This window comes from Cellulosimicrobium sp. 22598 (genome assembly GCF_052044445.1).
Lineage (GTDB): Bacteria > Actinomycetota > Actinomycetes > Actinomycetales > Cellulomonadaceae > Cellulosimicrobium > Cellulosimicrobium cellulans_G.
Genome location: NZ_JBQEMZ010000027.1, coordinates 1 through 18,240 on the forward strand (window position 1 = coordinate 1; position 18,240 = coordinate 18,240).

The window sequence follows — 18,240 nt, forward strand, 5'->3', positions numbered from 1 at the left end:
GGTAGAACACGTCGCCCTGGCGCCCGCCGGTCAGGAACACCTGCCGCAGGTCGTCGGACACCTGCCCGCGCCGCAGGCGGCTGCCCAGGCGCAGCAGGGCGGCGGCCGGGTCACGGGGGGTGCGCTCGTCGAGTGGGGGCACGACAGCTCCTCGAGTTCTCTGGGGCGGGGACGGCGGACGCGTCGCCGGCGTTCCCGGTCGTGGTCAGGAGGGGTTCGGGGCGCCCGGCCGGGCGTAGTAGTGCCACGTGAGCCACGTGCACAGGGCGAAGAACACGGCGCACCCGACGAAGAACGACCGCGCGGGGACGAGCGAGAGCCCGATGCCGACGAGGAACGGGCCGAACGCGGCGATCGAGGCGGTCCAGCCGATCACCCCGCCCGCCTGGCGGCGCGGGAAGATCATCGGCATCTGCTTGAACGTCCCTGCGTTGCCGATCCCGGCGAAGGTGAACACCGCGAGCATCCCCGCGAGGAACCAGCCGAACTGCCCGACGTCGTGCGGGTCGAGGAAGAACAGCGAGAACACCGTCGAGACCGTCATGCCGATCCCGGCGACGAGGGTCCAGACCGCACCGCCGAACCGGTCGCACAGCGGCCCGAACCCGGCGCGCGCGGCCGAGCCGAGCAGCGGGCCGAGGAACGCGTAGCGCAGCGGGTCGGGCGCGTTCTCGAACCCGCCGTACTCCGCGACGATGAGCAGCCCGAGCTGGGCCGCGAACCCGCTGAACGCGCCGAAGGTCATGAGGTAGATCGCCGTCATGATCCACGTGTGCTTGTTGCCGAAGATGTCGAGCTGCTCGCGGAAGTTCGCGCTCACCGGGACCCGGCGCAGGTACAGGGCGGCGAGCACCGCGCCGAGCACGGTCCACGGCACGAGGACGAGGCCTGCGTTGTGCAGCCAGAGATGGCTGCCCGTCGCCGTCTGCTGCGGCGTGAGGGCCGCCGTGCCGAGGAGGCCGAAGCCGACGACCCACGGCGTGAGGAACTGGATGAGGCTCACGCCGAAGTTGCCGATCCCGGCCTGCAGCCCCAGCGCCGTCCCCGCCATGCGCCGGGGGAAGAAGTAGCTCGTCGAGGGCATGAACCCGGAGAACGCGCCGCCGCCGATCCCCGCCGCGACCGCGAGCAGCATGAGCACCGCGTACGGCGTGCTCGCGTCGCGCACGGCGAAGGTCCAGCCGAGCATCGGCAGGAGGACGAGCGTCGCCGTGCCGCCCACGAGCGTGCGCGTGCCGACGACGGGCGGGAGGAACATGTAGACCATGCGGAACAGCCCGCCGGCGAGGCCGGGGACGGCCGTGAGCCAGTAGAGCTGTGCCGTCGTGAGGTCGAAGCCGACGTCGTTGAGCCGGGGCGCGACCGCGCTCACGAGGTACCACGCGCAGAACGCGAGCGTGAGGTTGTACGTCGTGATCCACAGCGTGCGCCACGCGAACCGGCGGTCCCAGCGGGACTCGTCCTCGGGGTCCCACGTCGACAGGTCCACGCTCGACGGCGTGCGCACCGCCCGCAGCAGCGAGGGCGGCCTGGTGGTGGCAGGGGCGGTCATGTCGTCCTCCCGTCGTCGCAGGTCACGACCACACCGACGTCGTGACGCCGGGTCCGTACCCGGTGTGCCGTCAGCATGACCCGGCGGACGGGAGCCGCGGCGGGCCGCGGACCGTGAATAATCAGCTCGCGCGCGAGAGCTGCAGCACGCAGTGGTGGGGCTCGACGAAGGGCAGCAGCGCCTCCGCGCGGACGGGCCCGCCGACGCCCGCGAGCACGCCCTGGACGAGGCCGAGGTGGACGGCGCAGACCACGTCCTCGCGGTCCGCCGCGAGCGCGAGGAACGGGCACCGGTAGAGATGGAACCGCAGCCGCTCCTCTTCGAGCTCGGGGTCGAGCCCGAGCTGGTGCAGGTGGTCGTCGAGGGCGGCGAGCTGGTTCTCCGGCGTGGGCTCGGGCGCGTCGCGGCCCGAGGAACGGAGCACGTCGACGAGCCGCCGGCCCGCCACGCGCGCGGTCCCGGCGAGGTCGTCGCGCGTGCCGTGCGCGGCGTCGTCGTGCGCGGCGCCCTGGGCGGCGTCGCCGTGACCGAGCACCGTGCGGGTCAGCGCGGCCCGGACGAGCGACTCGCCGAGGCGCCGCGCCGCGCCGTCGTCCCGCGGCGGGTCCTCGCCCGCGATCGCCTCGTAGAGGATGCGCGGGCGTCCACGCGTCGTGCGCACCTCGGGGGCGCTGCGCACGAACCCCGCGTCCGCGAGCCGCTGGAGGTGCTCACGCGTCGCGCTCGGGCAGAGCGACGCCTCGCGCGACAGGTCCGCGACCGTCATCGGGCCGCGTTCCTGGAGCGCGTGCAGCAGCGTCAGCCGGCTCGACGACGCGAGCGCGCGGTACGTGGTCGACGTGTCCTCGGGCACGACGCCATCGTGCCCCGGACCGACGCCGGCGGACCGGCCGCGAGGCGGGTCCACCACCGATCGGTGACGAAGGTCCCGCGCGGGCAGGCCGTCAGGCCTCGGGAGCCCCCTGGTCGAGCGCCGCGCGCAGGCTCGGCCACGCGTCCGCGAACGCGGGCAGCAGGTCGAGGGTCGCGACGTCGTCGACCGGGACCCAGCGGACCTCGACGCTCTCCGCGTCCGTCGCGCGCGGGTCGACCTCCGCGCCGTCCGCGATCTCCCCGAGGACCGTCGTGTAGCGCCACGGACCGTGGTCGAGCACACGCTCGCCCACGACGTCCACGTGCGCGGGGTCGATGCCCGCCTCCTCCTCGGCCTCGCGCAGGGCTCCCTGGGCCGGGGTCTCGTCCGGCCCGACGGCGCCGCCCGGCACTCCCCACGTCCCGCCCTGGTCGGACCAGGGCGCGCGGTGCTGCAGGACGACGTCGGTCAGGCGGCCCGCGCGGTCGCGCCGCCCGAGCAGGAGCCCGGCGGCGCCGAAGAGACCCCAGTGCCGACGGCCGCACTCGCACTCCACCCAGCCGTCGCCCGGCTGCAGGTGGCGAGGGAGCCGCGGGGGCGGGTCGCCGGGATCGCGGGGCGCGGTCGGGATGGTCACGGGGCCCATGCTGCCAGGCCGGCGCTCCGCGCGGCGCCGGATCCCACCGCGGACGCCCCGGAAAAAGGTTGCCCGGGTGGACCACCGCGCGGCGTACGCTGGTCCGCTTGTGAGCAGGATCGGAGAGGTCGTCGCACCGCGACGCATGGGCACCGGCTTCCGCTGGTTGCTGTCGTCGTCGTGGACGAGCAACGTCGGCGACGGCATCGCCCTGGCGGCGGGGCCGCTGCTCGTCGCGTCCCAGACCGACTCAGCGTTCCTCGTCGCGCTCGCCGCCCTGCTGCAGCGGCTGCCCTGGCTCCTGTTCGGCCTCTGGGCCGGGGCGCTGGCCGACCGCCTCGACCGGCGCGTCGTCGTCATGGTGGCCAACGCGCTGCGCGCGGTCGTCGTCGTGGCGCTGTGCGTCCTCATCGCGACCGGGCACGTGAGCATCGGCGTCGTCCTCGCCGTGATGTTCCTGTACGGCGTCGCCGAGGTGTTCGCGGACTCGGCGTCCCAGACCCTGCTCCCGATGCTCGTCGAGCCGCGCGACCTCGGCACGGGCAACGCCCGGCTCCAGGCCGGGTTCCTCACCGCCAACCAGCTGCTGGGACCGCCGGTCGGCGCGTTCCTCTTCGCGCTCGGGATGGTCTGGCCGTTCGTCGTCCAGGTCGTGTGCGTCGCGCTCGCCGTCGTGCTCGTGGGACGGATCGCGACCACACCGGGCGGTGTGCGCGAGACGCAGACCCACCTCCGCCAGGACATCGCCGAGGGCGTGCGGTGGATCCTCGGGAACGCCCCGGTGCGGACGCTCGCGCTCGTCATCCTCGCCTTCAACGTGACCTGGGCCGCGCCGTGGGGCGTCCTCGTCAAGTACGCGCTCGACCACCTCGACATGGGTGAGGTCGGGTTCGGGCTCCTCACGACGGCGTCGGCCGTCGGCGGCGTCGTGGGCATCGCGTCGTTCGGGTGGCTCGAGCGGCACGTGCGCCTGTCGACCCTCATGCGCGTGTGCCTCTCGCTCGAGGTCCTCATGCACCTCGCGCTCGCCCTCACCACGACCGGCTGGGTCGCGCTCGCGATCATGGTCGTCTTCGGTGCGTACGCGTTCGTGTGGGGCACGGTGTCCAACACGATCCGGCAGCGTGCCGTCCCCACGGAGTTCCAGGGACGCGTCGGCTCGGTCTACATGGTCTGCGTGTTCGGCGGCAGCGTCGTCGGGCAGGCGCTGGGCGGCGTCCTCGCCCAGGCGTGGGGGATCACCGCGCCGTTCTGGTTCGCGTTCGTCGGCGCGGGCGTCACGCTCGCGCTCGTGTGGCGCCAGCTCGGGCACATCGCGCACGTGGGCGAGGTCCCCGCGGCCGACTGACCGTCCGCCGACGGCGAATTCCGTGGACCGTGTGGGTGGCGGCCGTCAGGATGTGCGGGTGAGCCATACGCCGTACGAGAACACCGACGCCCCCACCGCCGACGACCTCTCCGACGGTGTGGAGAACGACGCCCCGGTCGACGACACGCTCGCGAAGCCCCGGTGGCGACGGGACACCGCGATCTTCCTCTCCGGGCAGACCGTCTCCCTGTTCGGCTCGATGCTCGTCCAGTACGCCGTGATGTGGCACCTGACGATCGAGACCAAGTCCGGGGCCGTGCTCGCGCTGAGCACCCTCTTCGGGTTCCTGCCGCAGGCGGTCGTCTCGATCTTCGGCGGCGTGTGGGCGGACCGGGTGAACCGCAAGGCGCTCGTCATCGCCGCCGACGGCACGATCGCCGTGACGACCCTCGCGCTCGCGCTCCTCATGCTCGGCGGCGCGGACGACCTCTGGCTCATCTACGCCGCGCTCGCGATCCGCTCCACGGGCGCCGGGATCCAGACCCCCGCGGTCGCGGCCCTGCTCCCGCAGATCGTCCCGACCAGCAAGCTGCTGCGCGTCAACGGGATCAACCAGTCGATCCAGTCCGCGATGATGCTCCTCGCCCCCGCGGTCGCCGCGGCCGTCTACGCCAGCACGTCCATCGTCTCCGTGTTCTTCGTCGACGTCGTCACCGCCGTGATCGGGATCGGCCTCCTCCTGCTCGTGCCCGTCCCGACGCTCGCGCACGCCGCCGCCGGCGAGCGAGCAGGGTACTTCGACGACCTCGTCGAGGGCTTCCGCTACCTCGGCTCGCACCCGTTCGTCCGGTGGGTGCTCGGCCTCTACGCCGTCGTGTTCCTGCTCATCGTCGCGCCGTCGTACCTCACCCCGCTCATGGTCGCGCGGACCTTCGGCGAGGAGGTCTGGAAGCTCACCGTCAACGAGGTCGCGTTCTCCGTCGGCATGCTGCTCGGCGGCGTGCTCCTCGCCACCTGGGGCGGGCTCAAGAACCGCATCGCCATGATCGTCGGGTCGACGTTCGTGTTCGGCGTCCTGTCCGTCGCCATGGGTCTCTCGACGAACATGTGGGTGTTCTTCGTCTTCATGTTCCTGCTCGGCCTCTCCGTGCCGCCGTTCTCGACGACGTCCATGACCGTCCTGCAGGAGACCGTCGAGCCCGAGCGCCAGGGCCGCGTCTTCGGCTTCGTCGGCATCGTCATGGCCGTCTCGATGCCGCTCGGCATGGTCGTGTTCGGCCCGCTCGCCGACCGCTTCACCGTGGAGTCGCTCCTCGTCGTCTCCGGGATCCTCATGTTCCTCGTCATCACCGTCGCCGTCGCCCTGCCCTCCGGTCGCCGTGCGATCCGTGCCGCGGCCCAGCACGACTAGCACCCGCCTCGTCGCGGTCGGGGTCGGGTCTACGGCCCGCAGGGTCGGGTCCGCGGTGGGGTCGGACCGTGTGCTCGGACTGGCGCACCGTCACCCTGGTCTGTCTGGCGGGAGTTCTGGGAGTGCGCCTCTGACGTCCTTCGCACACGGTCCGACCCCACCGCTCGTCCTGGCCGTCACCGCACGAACCTCGGCCCGGTCCGGCGGTCCCGTTCGGTCCGGGCGGAGGCCGGCGCGTACCAGTGCTGGACGCCTCGCCGTCATGCGCCGGGCGGCCGGAAGGCCAACGGCCAGGGCTAGCGCGGGCTCGTCGCATGACCCACGAGCGTGGTGCGCCGACAGCGCGGCGGGCGCGACGGTCGTCGGGCAAGGGGCTGCACGACGTGGGCCGAAGCCGGGCCGGGGTGGGTGGGGTGTGAAGGGCGTCAGAGCCGCGCTCCGAGAAGTGCCACCCGACAGACCCAGGCGACGGCGCGGCAGCCCGAACGCGCCATCCACCCCGGCCACCCAACCCGACCACGCGGGTCGTGAAGCCGGCGCAGCCCGGCGCCCCGAGCACGCGGGTCGTGCACCGAGCCCGACGGTGGCCCGGAGGGTCAGTCGACGATCTCGCAGATGGCGGTGCCGGAGCTCACGCTCGCGCCGGCGGTGGCGGAGAGCGAGCGGACCGTGCCGGCGCGGTGGGCGAGGAGCGGCTGCTCCATCTTCATCGCCTCGAGCACGACGACGAGGTCGCCCTCGGCGACCTGGGTGCCGTCGGCGACGGCGACCTTGACGATCGTGCCCTGCATGGGGGAGGCGAGCGTCGTGCCGGAGGCGCCGCCGTTGGCCTTGCCGGTGCTCCGCCGCGCGGGCCGACGCGCGGCGTTCGCCGTGCGGGCACGGCCCGCGGCCATGCCGAGGCCGGCGGGGAGGACGACCTCCAGGCGCTTGCCGCCGACCTCGACGACGACGCGCTCGGTCGCGAGGGGCTCGTCGTCCTCGTCGGTGGAGGCGGCCGGGGCGGGCGCGAGCGCGGCGAGCTGGTCCGCGAACTCGGTCTCGATCCAGCGGGTGTGCACACGGAACGGCGCGTCGTCCGTGGGGACGAACGCCTCGGCGTCGAGCACGGCGCGGTGGAACGGCACGACCGTGGGGATGCCCTCGACCTCGAGCTCGCGCAGCGCGCGGCGGGCCCGCTGGACGGCCTGCTCGCGCGTGGCGCCGGTGACGATGACCTTGGCGATCATGGAGTCGAACGCGCCGGAGATCGTGTCGCCCTCGACGACGCCGGAGTCGACGCGCACGCCGGGCCCGGACGGGAAGCGCAGGCGCGAGATGCGGCCGGGGGCGGGGAGGAAGTTCGCGGCGGGGTCCTCGCCGTTGATGCGGAACTCGATCGAGTGGCCGCGCACCTGCGTCGACGTGTAGCCGAGGGGCTCGCCCGCGGCGATGCGCAGCTGCTCGCGGACGAGGTCGATGCCGGTGACCTCCTCGGACACCGGGTGCTCGACCTGGAGGCGCGTGTTGACCTCGAGGAAGGAGATGGTGCCGTCGGCCCCGACGAGGAACTCGCACGTGCCCGCGCCGACGTAGCCGGCCTCGCGCAGGATCGCCTCGGACGCCTTGTAGAGCTCGGCCTCCTGGGCGGCGCTGAGGTAGGGCGCGGGGGCCTCCTCGACGAGCTTCTGGTGGCGGCGCTGGAGGGAGCAGTCGCGCGTGGAAACGACGACGACGGTGCCGTGCTCGTCCGCGAGGCACTGGGTCTCGACGTGGCGGGGCGTGTCGAGGTAGCGCTCGACGAAGCACTCGCCGCGCCCGAACGCGGCCGTGGCCTCGCGGACCGCGGACTCGTAGAGCTCGTCGATCTCGTCCGCGGTGCGGGCGACCTTGAGGCCGCGCCCGCCGCCGCCGAACGCCGCCTTGATCGCGATGGGCAGCCCGTGCTCGGCGGCGAAGGCGTGCACCTCGCTCGCGTCGGCGACGGGGTCGGGCGTGCCGGGGACCAGCGGGGCACCGGCGCGCTGCGCGATGTGGCGTGCGCTCACCTTGTCACCGAGAGCGTCGATCGCGGCCGGCGGCGGCCCGATCCAGACGAGGCCGGCGTCCAGCACGGCCTGGGCGAACTCGGCGTTCTCGGCGAGGAAGCCGTACCCGGGGTGCACCGCGTCGGCGCCGGAGCGGCGTGCGACGTCGAGCAGCTTCGCGATGTCGAGGTAGGTCTCGGCCGCCCGGGCGCCGCCGAGCGCGAACGCCTCGTCGGCGAGGTGCACGTGCAGGGCCTGCCGGTCCGGGTCGGCGTAGACCGCGACGGACGCGATGCCGGCGTCGGCGCAGGCACGGACGATCCGGACGGCGATCTCGCCACGGTTGGCGACGAGGACCTTGCTCAGGGGGCGGGTGGGGTTCGCGGGCACGGCTCACGGTAACGCGTGCGCGGGGCGCCGTTCACGCTCCCGGGCCGGGTACCGGACAAGATTGGAGAAGAAGCCAAGGCGCGCGGAGGGTGGTTGGAGGAAACCTCCATAGCGGCGCGTCCCTGGGCCTCGCCCGGCGCCTGGGGTTGTCCGGCACCCACAACGGCACCACGGCGAGCGCCGACGACGGACGGCGGCCCCGTCGGGTCAGGACCGCAGCTCGTGCCAGGCGACCCCGGCCTCGCCGAGCAGCGTCCGCAGCAGCGGGAGGCTGATCCCGACGACGCCGTGGTGGTCGCCCTCGATGCGCTCGACGTAGGGCCCGCCGAGGCCGTCGACCGTGAACGCGCCCGCGACGTGCAGGGGCTCGCCCGTCGCGACGTACGCGTCGATCTCGTCGTCCGTGAGGTCGGCGAAGTGCACCGTCGTGGAGCTGGTGGCCCCGGTCGCGGTGCCCGTCCCGCCGTCGGGCAGCGGACGCAGGTCGACGAGCCAGTGGCCGGTGTGCAGGACGCCGGCCCGGCCGCGCATCGCGCGCCAGCGCGCACGGGCGTCGTCGGCGTCGACGGGCTTGCCGAGCACCTCGCCGTCGAGCTCGAGCATCGAGTCGCACCCGACGAGGAGCGCGGGGTCGTCGACCGGCGCGCCGGTCCCGTCGTCGGCGAGCGTGCGCACGATCTCCTCCGCCTTGGCGCGGGCGAGGACGAGCACCGCGTCCACGGGGTCGAGCCCGCCGCGCTCCGCGGCGGCGGCCTGCAGGACCGCGTCCTCGTCGACCCCCGAGACGCGCACGAGGGGTTCGACGCCGGCCGCGCGCAGCGTCGCGAGGCGGGCGGGGGAGCGGGAGGCGAGGACGAGTCGGAGCACCCGCGCAGACTACCCGTCGAGCACCGGCGCGACCGGCGAGCCGGACGGCGCGCGCCGAGCGGTCCTACGCGACCAGCAGCGCCGCGACGAGCAGCACGACGGGCGAGCCGAGGGTCGTGACGAGGATCGTGTCGCGCGCGAGGATCTCGCCCCGCCCGAACCGTGCCGCGTAGTTGTAGACGTTCTGGGCGGTGGGCAGCGCGGCGAGCGTGACGGCCGAGGCGACCGCGGCGTCGTCGAGCCCGAGGACGTGCCGGGAGACGACGAACGCGACGACGGGCATGACGAGCAGCTTCGCGACGCTCGCCACCCCGACGGCCGCGCGGGGCTCGCCGCGCCGCAGCGGCCTGGTGCCGTGCAACGACATGCCGAACGCGAGCAGGATCATGGGGATGGCGGCACCGCCGAGGATCTCGAGCGGAGCCATGACCGCGACGGGCGGGGTCCAGCCGGTCACCGAGACGACGGCGCCCGCGAACGACCCGAGGATGATCGGGTTGCGCACGGGCTGGGCGAGGACGAAGCGCCAGGACAGGCGCCCGCTCGTCGTCGCGTCGAGGACGAGCAGCGCGACGGGTGCGAGCACGAGGAGCTGGAGCAGGATCACCGGCACGACGGCGGTCGCGTCGCCCAGCACGTACACCGCGACGGGCAGGCCGATGTTGTTCGCGTTCACGTAGCCGGAGCCCACGGCCCCGATGGTCGCCTCGGGGGCGGGGAGCCGCAGCCACAGCCGGTCGACGAGCACGAACACGCCCGCGGTCACGACGGCGGAGACCGCCGCGACCGCGAGCGGCGCCTGGAAGAGCGCGCCGACGTCCGCCCGCGCGAGCACGGTGAACAGCAGCGCGGGGCTCGCGACGAAGAACCCGATGCGGTTGAGCGCGGTCCTCGCGTCGGGGCCCCCGATGCCGAGCCGCGCGGTGACGTACCCGGCCGCCACGACCACGGCGATGATGGCGAAGCCGGTGAGGACGGCGCCCACGCGTCAGCTCCCCAGGGCGGGCCCGCCCCGCCCGGGCCGGCGCGAGGCCGACCCGGGCAGGGTGGACGACCGGGTCACGAGGAGAGCGCGTCGCGCAGCACGTCCAGACCGACCGAGCCGAGGTTCAGCGCGCGCGCGTGGAACGCCTTGGCGTCGAACGCCTCGCCGCGGGCCGCGGCCGCCGCGCGCGCGTCGTCGCGCGTGGCCTCCCACAGGCGCTGGCCGACCTTGTACGACGGCGCCTGACCCGGCCAGCCGAGGTAGCGGTCGAGCTCGAACCGGACGAACGAGTCGGGCATGTTGACGTTCGCGCGCAGGAACGTGAGCGCCTTGTCGGCGTCCCAGGTCCCGCCGCCCCACTGCTCGGGCGCGGGCAGGCCGAGGTGCACGCCGATGTCGAGCACGACGCGCGCCGCACGCATGCGCTGCGCGTCGAGCATGCCGAGTCGGTCGCCGTCGTCGTCGAGGAACCCGAGGTCCGCCATGAGGCGCTCGGCGTACAGGGCCCAGCCCTCGCCGTGGCCCGAGACCCAGCACGCGAGCCGGCGCCACGTGTTGAGCGTCGCTCGCGCGTACACGGCCTGGCCGCACTGCAGGTGGTGGCCGGGGACGCCCTCGTGGTAGACCGTCGTCTTCTCGCGCCACGTGTTGAACTCCGTGACGTCCGACGGCACGGACCACCACATGCGGCCCGGGCGGGAGAAGTCGTCGCTCGGCGGCGTGTAGTAGATCCCGCCCGTCTGCGTCGGCGCGATCATGCACTCGAGGTCGAGCACCGGCGTCGGGACGTCGAAGTGGACGCCGTTCAGCGCGCTGATCGCGGCGTCCGACGTCTCCTGCATCCACGACCTCAGCGCGTCCGTGCCGTGCAGCGTGCGCGCCGGGTCGGCGTCGAGCGCGGCGACGGCGTCCTCGACGCTCGCGCCCGGCCCGGCGATGCGGCGCGCGATCTCCTCCTGCTCGGCGACGACGCGCGCGAGCTCCTCGAGCCCCCACGCGTACGTCTCGTCGAGGTCGACCTGCGCGCCGAGGAACGTGCGCGAGAAGAGCCCGTAGCGCTCGCGGCCCACGGCGTCCTGCTCGCGTGCCTGCGGCGCGAGCGTCGTCTCGAGGAAGTCCGCGAGGCGGCCGTAGGCCTCGCGCGCCGCGGCGGCGCCGTGCTCGAGCTCCTTGCGCACGAGCGAGCACGCCGAGGAGTCGTCGAGGACGGCGTTCGCCTCGGGGCCGGCGACGAACGTCGTGAAGAACGAGCCCTTCGCGTCGGCGAGCTCGCGCGACTGCTGCACGCCGATCCGCACCTGGCGGATCGCGGCGACGTTGCCACGCGCCGCCGCCTCGGTGAGGGAGGCCATGTATCCGTCGATCGCCGTGGGCAGGGCGTTGAGGCGGGAGGCGATGTTCTCCCACGCCTCGACCGTCCCGGTCGGCATGATGTCGAAGACGTCGCGCAGCTCCTGCACCGGCGACGCGATGTTGTTGAGGCTCGCGAGCGGCTCGCCCGCCTCGTGCAGCTCGAGCTGCAGGCCGACGCGCTCGCGCATCGCGGCGAGGGTGACGCGGTCGACGTCGTCGACGGGCTCCAGGCCCTCGAGCTCGCGCAGCACCGCGCGGTCGGCGTCGGCCCGCGCGTCGTGCCCGGCGGGCGAGAGGTCGGAGACGAGGTGGTCGTAGCCGGACAGGCCCATCGCGGTCGCGGCGATCGGGTCGAGCTCGGCGATCCGCGTGACGTAGGCCTCGGCGACGGCGTCGATCGGCGTGGGTGTGCGGTCGGGGGTCCCGGCGGATGCGCCGGCGGGTGTGGTGGTGGTGTCGCTCACCCGGACGAGACTACTCGGCGCCCGGACGCGGGTCTGCCGGATTCCCCGGGCTCTCGCCGCGGTCCTCCTCGGTCGGCGCGCCGGGCGTGTCTCCGGGCGGTCCCGCGTCGGGAGCGGCGCCGGCGCGGCCGCGCAGCGCCGCCACGAGGTCGTCCGCCCAGGCGCGGTGGTAGCGCAGCAGGAGCACCCCCGACGCGTCCGCGTCGTCCGCGGCGTGCCAGACGGCGACCGGGTCGCCCGGGCGCGGGCCCGCCGCGCCGTCGGGCACGACGACGCGCGCCGGTCGTGCGGTCCGCGCGCCGGACGCGGTGGTCACGACCAGGGTCGTCGGGACGACCGTGGGCCCGGTCGTCCGCGTGCCCGTGGCGGTGTCCTCCGTGGAGCCCTCCGCCGTGCCCGCCGCGAGGTCCGCGGCACCGACGCCGGGAAGCACGAGCGTCCCGGTCGCCCGGACCGGCGCGGCGAGCAGCGCGTCCCGCCCGCGCGCGAGCCCGGCCACGACGCGGTCGTCGAGGTAGCGCACGAGCGCGAGCAGCGCGGTGACGAGCAGCCCGAGGGTCGCCACGACCACGACGGCGTCCGGCACGGACCACCCGCGCCCCGACGCGAGGCGCTGGTAGACGAGCAGCGCGACGGTCGGCACGAACGCCACGGCCCACGCCCAGCGGCGCCAGCCCGGCACGGGCTCCACGCCCGGCAGGCTCGTCGGGTCGGCCTCGACCTCGTCGGCGGACGCGGGGAGCTCGACGAGCACGCCCCGCTCGGGCAGGCGGCGCGTGCGGGGCGACGCGCTCGGCGTCGTCACGACCGCAGGCTCCAGCGCCACGAGTCGGCGTTGTGCCGGCCCGAGCGCCCGCCGAAGCTCTTCGCGGTCGCGCCGTCCCCGGTCCCGCGCAGCCCGCGCGCCCGGTTGGTCCACTCGTCGACGGGCGCGACGTCGTCGGGCAGCCCGCTCGCGGCGGCCGCCGCGGCGAGGCCGGCGACGAGCGCGGCGACCTCCAGCTCGTCCGGCGCGCCGCGCACGACGCGGACGCTCGGAGCGCCGGACCCCGCCGTGCTCACTCGTCGTCCTCGTCGTGGTCGTGGTCGTCGTCCGCCCCGCGCCCCACGCCCCACTCGGGGACGGCGTAGCCCGCCTCGACGAGCCGCTCGCGCGCCTCGTGGCCCCACCGGTCGAGGAGCCCGACGACGTCGTCGAGGTCCGGGCCGCCGGGGTGCGTCATGACGACGTAGTCGAGCGTGAAGGTGTCGTCCTGCACGTCGGCCGGCGAGGCGTCGTCGTCGACCTCCTCGTCGGCGCCCGGGTCCCACACCGACGTCGTGAGGTCGGCGTGGATGCCGAGCGCGCCGTGCAGCTCGTCGAACAGCCGCGCGTTGAGCGTGCCGATGCGGCCCTCGAGCGCGAGCACGCGCGGGTCCTCGTCCGCCTCGGACGCCCCGAACTCGGCCCGCACCCCGACCGCGGTCTCGACGTACTCGTGCAGCGCCGCCGTGAGCGCGTCGACCGCGGCGTGCAGCGGCGCCGGGTCCACGGACCCGAGCGGCACGGGTCCGTGCGTGGCGTCGTCGTGGCTCATGCGTGGTCCTCCCTCGCGAGGTTCGTCGGGTGCTGGGGCTCGCTCGCGGTCACAGCGGGATGTTGCCGTGCTTCTTGGGCGGCAGGGTCGCGCGCTTGGTGCGCAGCGCCCGCAGCGCCCGCACGACCTGCACGCGCGTCTCGGACGGGCGGATCACCGCGTCCACGTAGCCGCGCTCGGCGGCGTCCCACGGGTTGACGATCGCGTCCTCGTACTCCGCGACGAGCCGGGCGCGCTCCGCCTCGACGTCGTCGCCCGCGTCGGCCGCGCGCTTGAGCGCCGCCCGCTGGAGGATGTTCACCGCGCCGCCCGCGCCCATGACCGCGACCTGCGCCGTCGGCCACGCGAGGTTGACGTCGGCACCGAGCTGCTTGGATCCCATGACGATGTACGCCCCGCCGTACGCCTTGCGCGTGATGACGGTGACGAGCGGGACCGTGGCCTCGGCGTACGCGTAGATGAGCTTGGCCCCGCGCCGGATGATGCCCTGGTGCTCCTGGTCGACGCCCGGCAGGAAGCCGGGGACGTCCACGAGCGTGAGCACCGGGATGTTGAACGCGTCGCACGTGCGCACGAACCGCGCCGCCTTCTCCGCGGCGTCGATGTCGAGCGTGCCCGCCATGGCGAGCGGCTGGTTCGCCACGACGCCCACCGACTGGCCCTCCACGTGCCCGAACCCGACGAGCACGTTCTTCGCGAACAGCGGCTGGACCTCGAGGAACGCGCCCTCGTCGAGCACGTGCTCGATCACGGTGCGCATGTCGTACGGCTGCGAGTCCGAGTCGGGCACGAGCGCGTCCAGCTCGAGGTCCTCCTCCGTGACGTCGAGGTCGACGTCGTCGGGCGGGAAGGACGGCGCGTCCGAGAGGTTGTTCTGCGGCAGGTAGGACACGAGGTGGCGCACGTAGTCGATCGCGTCGTCCTCGTCCGCGCCGAGGTAGTGCGCGACGCCGGACTTCTCGTTGTGCGTCAGGCCTCCGCCGAGCTCCTCGAAGCCCACGTCCTCGCCCGTCACCGCGCGGATCACGTCCGGGCCGGTGATGAACATGTTCGACGTCTTGTCCGCCATGACGATGAAGTCGGTCAGCGCGGGGGAGTACACCGCGCCGCCCGCGCTGGGACCGAGGATGAGCGAGATCTGCGGGATCACGCCCGACGACGCGACGTTGCGGCGGAAGATCTCCGCGAACTGCGTGAGCGCCGCGACACCCTCCTGGATGCGCGCGCCGCCGCCGTCGGAGATGCCGATCAACGGCGCGCCCGTGCGCAGCGCGAGGTCCTGCACCTTGGTGATCTTCTGCCCGTGGACTTCGCCGAGGCTGCCCCCGAACACCGTGAAGTCCTGGGAGTACACGCACACCTGGCGGCCGTCGATCGTGCCGTGCCCGACGACGACGCCGTCGCCCGCCAGGCGCTTCTTCTCGAGCCCGAAGTTGTGCGAGCGGTGCTTCGCGAACGCGTCGAGCTCGACGAAGCTGCCCTCGTCGAGCAGCGCCTCGATGCGCTCGCGCGCCGTCTTCTTGCCGCGCGCGTGCTGCTTGGTCCGCGCCGCCTCCTCGGGCAGCTCGGTCGCCTCGGCGCGGCGACGGTCGAGGTCGGCGAGCTTGGCCGCGGTGCCCACGAGGTGGGGCGCGTCGGGCGATGTCGGGGGTGCCTCGGGCGTCGCGGGCGAGGTGGTCGCAGAGTCCGTCACGGACCCGAGCCTAGTTGGCGGGTGGCGCCAACTCGATGCGGGCGACGCCAGCACGCCCGGGGCGGGTCTTGGTGGGTGTCGACAAACCCGGCGGCGCGCCGGTGATGTCCGTCCGCGGCGTCCGACCGGCCGTGCGTCCCTCGTGCCGGGCCGTCGGCGTGCGGGAGGATGGCGGGCATGGTGAGCGCGCGCGACGACGAGACCAGGCCCGACGGCTACGGGCGGCCCCCGCTGCGGGCGGAGTTCCTGCGCGAGCTGCTCGTGGCGCCCGCAGGGCCCCTCGCCCGGCTCGAGGTCGTCCCCGAGTCGGTGTCGACGAACGCCGAGCTCGCGCGCGCGGTCGCCGCCGACCCGGACGCCTGGCCGGCGCCGGCGCTCCTCGTCGCCGAGCACCAGCCCGGGGGTCGCGGCCGGCTGGGGCGCTCGTGGACGACGCCGCCGCGCGCCGCGCTCCTCGGCTCGCTCCTCCTGCGCCCCGAGGTGCCGCGCGAGGCGCTGAGCTGGCTCCCGCTCCTCGCGGGGCTCGCGCCCGCCCGCGCCCTGCGTGCGACCGCCGGGGTCGACGCCGTCGTCAAGTGGCCGAACGACGTCCTCGTGCCGGACCCGGGCGCCGCGCCCGTTCCGCAGGACGTCGCGACGCCGGCGGTCGGCGGCCACCCGCCCCTGCGCAAGGTCGCCGGCATCCTCGCGGAGGTGCTGCCCGACGGCGGCGTCGTCGTCGGCGTCGGGCTCAACGTCTCCCAGGAGCGCGCGGAGCTGCCCGTCCCCACGGCCACCTCGCTCGCCCTGGCGGGTGCCGCGACGACCGACCGCGAGGTCCTGCTCGTCGCCCTCCACGAGGCGTTCGGCGAGGTCCTCGCGCGCTGGCAGGACGCCGGCGGCGACGCGCACGCCGCCGGGCTCGACGCCGACTGCGCGCAGGTCAGCGCCACGCTCGGCACGCGCGTGCGGGTCGAGCGCGTCGCGGGCGGCGACGTCGTCGGGCTCGCCACCGCGCTCGCGCCCGACGGCGGACTGGTGGTACGCGAGGACGACGGCACGACGAGCGTCCACCACAGCGGCGACGTCCACCACCTGCGCCCGCACGGGTGACGGACTCCGGCCGAGATCGGCAGTCCGGGACGACGTCGGCGGTCACGACCGCCGATCTCGCGCGCCACTGCCGATCTCGGTCACGACCGCCGATCTCACCGGCCCGGGCCGAGGAATAGGATCGCCGGGTGCCCGTGGACCCTGAGCAGAACGTGCCCGTCCCCACCACCCCGTCTCCGGACGGCGGGGAGGGCGGCGAGCCGGCCCCGGACACCGAGGCGACGGAGGCGGTGCTCGACGAGGCGCTCCTCGGCGGGCCCCGCACCCTGACCGTCGAGCGGCTCGCCGAGCGCGCGGGCGTCGGGACGGACCGCGTGCGCGCCTACTGGCAGGCGCTCGGCCTCCCCCTGACCGAGGGCGAGGAGCACGCGTTCACGGAGAAGGACGCGCAGGCGCTCGCGGACGTGTTTGCGTTCGCCGCGACCGAGCGGCTCGACGAGCGCGCGCTGACGACGCTCATCCGGTCCACCGGGCACACCACGGAGCGGCTCGTGCTCTGGCAGGTCGAGGCGCTCGTCGAGCACCTGACGCGCCGGTTCGACCTCGACGACACGAGCGCGCGCCTGCTCGTCCTCGACCGGCTCCCCGAGCTCGCCCCGGTCCTCGAGGAGCAGCTCCTGCACGCGTGGCGCCGCCAGCTCGCCGCGGTCGCGGGGAGGTTCGCGGTCGAGTTCTCCGACGCGCGGGCCACCGCGGTCGACGAGCACGAGCTCCCGCTCCCGCGGGCCGTCGGGTTCGCGGACATCGTCTCGTTCACGCAGCGCACGCGCGGGCTGGGGTCGAGCGAGCTCGCCGAGTTCGTGCAGCTCTTCGAGACCAGCGCGCGCGACGTCATCACCGCCGCGGGCGGGCGCGTCGTCAAGACGATCGGCGACGCGGTGCTCTACGTCGCCGACGACGTCGCGACCGGGGCGCGGGTCGCGCTCGGCCTGGCCGAGGCCGGCGGGCGCGAGGAGGACGTCGACGTCCCGCCGGTCCGGGTCAGCCTCGTGTGGGGCCGGGTCCTCTCGCGGTTCGGCGACGTGTTCGGGCCGAGCGTCAACCTCGCCGCCCGCCTCGTCGACATCGCGGAGCCGACGACGGTCCTCGTCGACCGCGAGACCGCGGGCCTGCTCGCGGGCGACCAGCGCTTCGCGCTCACGGCGCAGCCCGAGACGGAGGTCCAGGGGCTCGGCACGATCGAGCCCGTGCGTCTGCAGTGGGCCTACCGCGGCTGACCGCCGCGCTCGCGTCCCGAGGCCGGGTCGTCAGACGGCCTCGAGCAGTCCGGGCCCGTCGTTCGTCACGGAGTTGACCAGGGTCGAGATCTCGCGCGCGACCAGGGGGACGTCGTCGTGCGGGCCGCCGAGGCCGAGCAGGTCGGCCGCCCCGCGCGCGTCGACCGCCGGGTCGAGCCACGCGTCCCACGCGTCGGCGGGGAGGACCAGCGGCATGCGGTCGTGGATCTCGGCGAGGTACGGCGCGGCGTCGGTCGTGATGATCGTCGTCGAGACGAGCCAGCGGTCGGGGTCGTCGTCGGCCTTGGTCCGGTCGCGCCAGAACTCGTAGAGCCCGGCGAACGCGGCGCTCTCGCCGCCGCTCGGCGCGATCCAGTACGGCTGCTTGGGGACCTTCCCCCGGCGCGGCGACGCGCCCGCGGACCCTGCCGGCGACGCGCCGTCGGGCAGGACGCGCCACTCGTAGTACCCGTCCGCCGGGACCAGGCAGCGCCGCACGCCGAACGGCTTGGCGAACGCCGGCTTGTCGAGGATCGACTCCGCACGCGCGTTGATCATGCGCGCGCCGCCCTTCGGGTCCTTGGACCACGACGGCACGAGGCCCCAGCGCGCCACCCGCAGCGAGCGCCGGACCTCGCCCGTGTCCTTCGCGGCGCGCTCGACGACGATCCGCACCGGGTCCGTGGGCGCGAGGTTCCACGACGGCGGGAGGAGCCGCGCGTCGTCGGCGACGTCCGCGATCGCGAACTCGTCCGCGAGGTCCTGCGTGTCCCGGAAGGAGGCATAGCGTCCGCACATGCCTCCAGCCTGCCGCACGCCACCCACACGCGGGGC

16 protein-coding genes are annotated in these 18,240 nt (G+C 74.6%); 4 read left to right on the forward strand and 12 right to left on the reverse strand.

Going from position 1 to position 18,240, the window contains the following annotated elements; translation table 11 throughout:
- Window positions 1-205 precede the first annotated feature (205 nt).
- The 3 genes from ACTJIY_RS19655 to ACTJIY_RS19665 all read right to left on the reverse strand — a co-directional run bounded on the left by ACTJIY_RS19655 (window position 206) and on the right by ACTJIY_RS19665 (window position 3,042).
- Window positions 206-1,552 (reverse strand): MFS transporter, encoded by a 1,347-nt coding sequence (locus ACTJIY_RS19655; protein ID WP_253051119.1) that lies wholly within the window; start codon window positions 1,550-1,552, stop codon window positions 206-208.
- A 121-nt stretch (window positions 1,553-1,673) separates the two neighbouring features.
- Window positions 1,674-2,405, reverse strand: coding sequence for a helix-turn-helix transcriptional regulator (locus ACTJIY_RS19660; RefSeq protein ID WP_253051120.1), 732 nt, complete (start codon window positions 2,403-2,405; stop codon window positions 1,674-1,676).
- Window positions 2,406-2,496: 91 nt separating this feature from the next.
- Window positions 2,497-3,042 (reverse strand): NUDIX hydrolase, encoded by a 546-nt coding sequence (locus tag ACTJIY_RS19665; RefSeq protein ID WP_374614510.1) that lies wholly within the window; start codon window positions 3,040-3,042, stop codon window positions 2,497-2,499.
- A gap of 145 nt (window positions 3,043-3,187) precedes the next feature.
- Between ACTJIY_RS19665 and ACTJIY_RS19670 the strand changes: the two genes are divergently transcribed.
- Together ACTJIY_RS19670 and ACTJIY_RS19675 are read left to right on the forward strand one after the other, a co-directional pair.
- On the forward strand, window positions 3,188-4,390 hold the full coding sequence (locus ACTJIY_RS19670; protein WP_253051444.1) for an MFS transporter: 1,203 nt from the start codon (window positions 3,188-3,190) through the stop codon (window positions 4,388-4,390).
- Between the two features lie 58 nt (window positions 4,391-4,448).
- Window positions 4,449-5,762 (forward strand): MFS transporter, encoded by a 1,314-nt coding sequence (locus ACTJIY_RS19675; protein WP_253051121.1) that lies wholly within the window; start codon window positions 4,449-4,451, stop codon window positions 5,760-5,762.
- A 596-nt stretch (window positions 5,763-6,358) separates the two neighbouring features.
- Here ACTJIY_RS19675 and ACTJIY_RS19680 read toward each other — a convergent pair.
- From ACTJIY_RS19680 to ACTJIY_RS19715, 8 genes are all read right to left on the reverse strand, one after another.
- Window positions 6,359-8,158 (reverse strand): acetyl/propionyl/methylcrotonyl-CoA carboxylase subunit alpha, encoded by a 1,800-nt coding sequence (locus ACTJIY_RS19680; protein WP_440675270.1) that lies wholly within the window; start codon window positions 8,156-8,158, stop codon window positions 6,359-6,361.
- 207 nt (window positions 8,159-8,365) lie between these two features.
- The gene (locus ACTJIY_RS19685) at window positions 8,366-9,025 is read right to left on the reverse strand and encodes a Maf family protein (RefSeq protein ID WP_353708017.1); all 660 of its coding nucleotides are present in this window, start codon (window positions 9,023-9,025) and stop codon (window positions 8,366-8,368) included.
- 64 nt (window positions 9,026-9,089) lie between these two features.
- Entirely contained in the window at window positions 9,090-10,010 is a 921-nt protein-coding gene (locus tag ACTJIY_RS19690; RefSeq protein ID WP_440675269.1) for an AEC family transporter, read from the reverse strand.
- 74 nt (window positions 10,011-10,084) lie between these two features.
- Window positions 10,085-11,827, reverse strand: coding sequence for a DUF885 domain-containing protein (locus ACTJIY_RS19695; protein WP_353708018.1), 1,743 nt, complete (start codon window positions 11,825-11,827; stop codon window positions 10,085-10,087).
- Window positions 11,828-11,837: 10 nt separating this feature from the next.
- Window positions 11,838-12,632: a hypothetical protein gene (locus ACTJIY_RS19700; protein ID WP_440675268.1), complete on the reverse strand. Its 795-nt coding sequence runs from the start codon at window positions 12,630-12,632 to the stop codon at window positions 11,838-11,840.
- Window positions 12,629-12,889 carry an acyl-CoA carboxylase epsilon subunit gene (locus tag ACTJIY_RS19705; protein WP_253051127.1) on the reverse strand — a complete coding sequence of 87 codons (261 nt, stop codon included), beginning with the start codon at window positions 12,887-12,889 and terminating at the stop codon, window positions 12,629-12,631. The genes ACTJIY_RS19700 and ACTJIY_RS19705 overlap by 4 nt, the downstream gene beginning before the upstream one ends.
- Window positions 12,886-13,404 (reverse strand): hypothetical protein, encoded by a 519-nt coding sequence (locus tag ACTJIY_RS19710; RefSeq protein ID WP_253051128.1) that lies wholly within the window; start codon window positions 13,402-13,404, stop codon window positions 12,886-12,888. The genes ACTJIY_RS19705 and ACTJIY_RS19710 overlap by 4 nt, the downstream gene beginning before the upstream one ends.
- A gap of 49 nt (window positions 13,405-13,453) precedes the next feature.
- On the reverse strand, window positions 13,454-15,025 hold the full coding sequence (locus tag ACTJIY_RS19715) for an acyl-CoA carboxylase subunit beta (RefSeq protein ID WP_440675272.1): 1,572 nt from the start codon (window positions 15,023-15,025) through the stop codon (window positions 13,454-13,456).
- Between the two features lie 249 nt (window positions 15,026-15,274).
- On the opposite strand from ACTJIY_RS19715, the gene ACTJIY_RS19720 reads away from it, so the two are divergent.
- Window positions 15,275-16,189, forward strand: a complete 915-nt coding sequence (locus ACTJIY_RS19720) for a biotin--[acetyl-CoA-carboxylase] ligase (protein ID WP_440675267.1) — start codon at window positions 15,275-15,277, stop codon at window positions 16,187-16,189.
- A 128-nt stretch (window positions 16,190-16,317) separates the two neighbouring features.
- Window positions 16,318-17,406 (forward strand): adenylate/guanylate cyclase domain-containing protein, encoded by a 1,089-nt coding sequence (locus ACTJIY_RS19725; protein WP_439158896.1) that lies wholly within the window; start codon window positions 16,318-16,320, stop codon window positions 17,404-17,406.
- A gap of 30 nt (window positions 17,407-17,436) precedes the next feature.
- Here the strand turns inward: ACTJIY_RS19725 and ACTJIY_RS19730 are convergent, their stop codons facing one another.
- On the reverse strand, window positions 17,437-18,204 hold the full coding sequence (locus ACTJIY_RS19730; RefSeq protein ID WP_440675266.1) for an SOS response-associated peptidase: 768 nt from the start codon (window positions 18,202-18,204) through the stop codon (window positions 17,437-17,439).
- Window positions 18,205-18,240 lie beyond the last annotated feature (36 nt).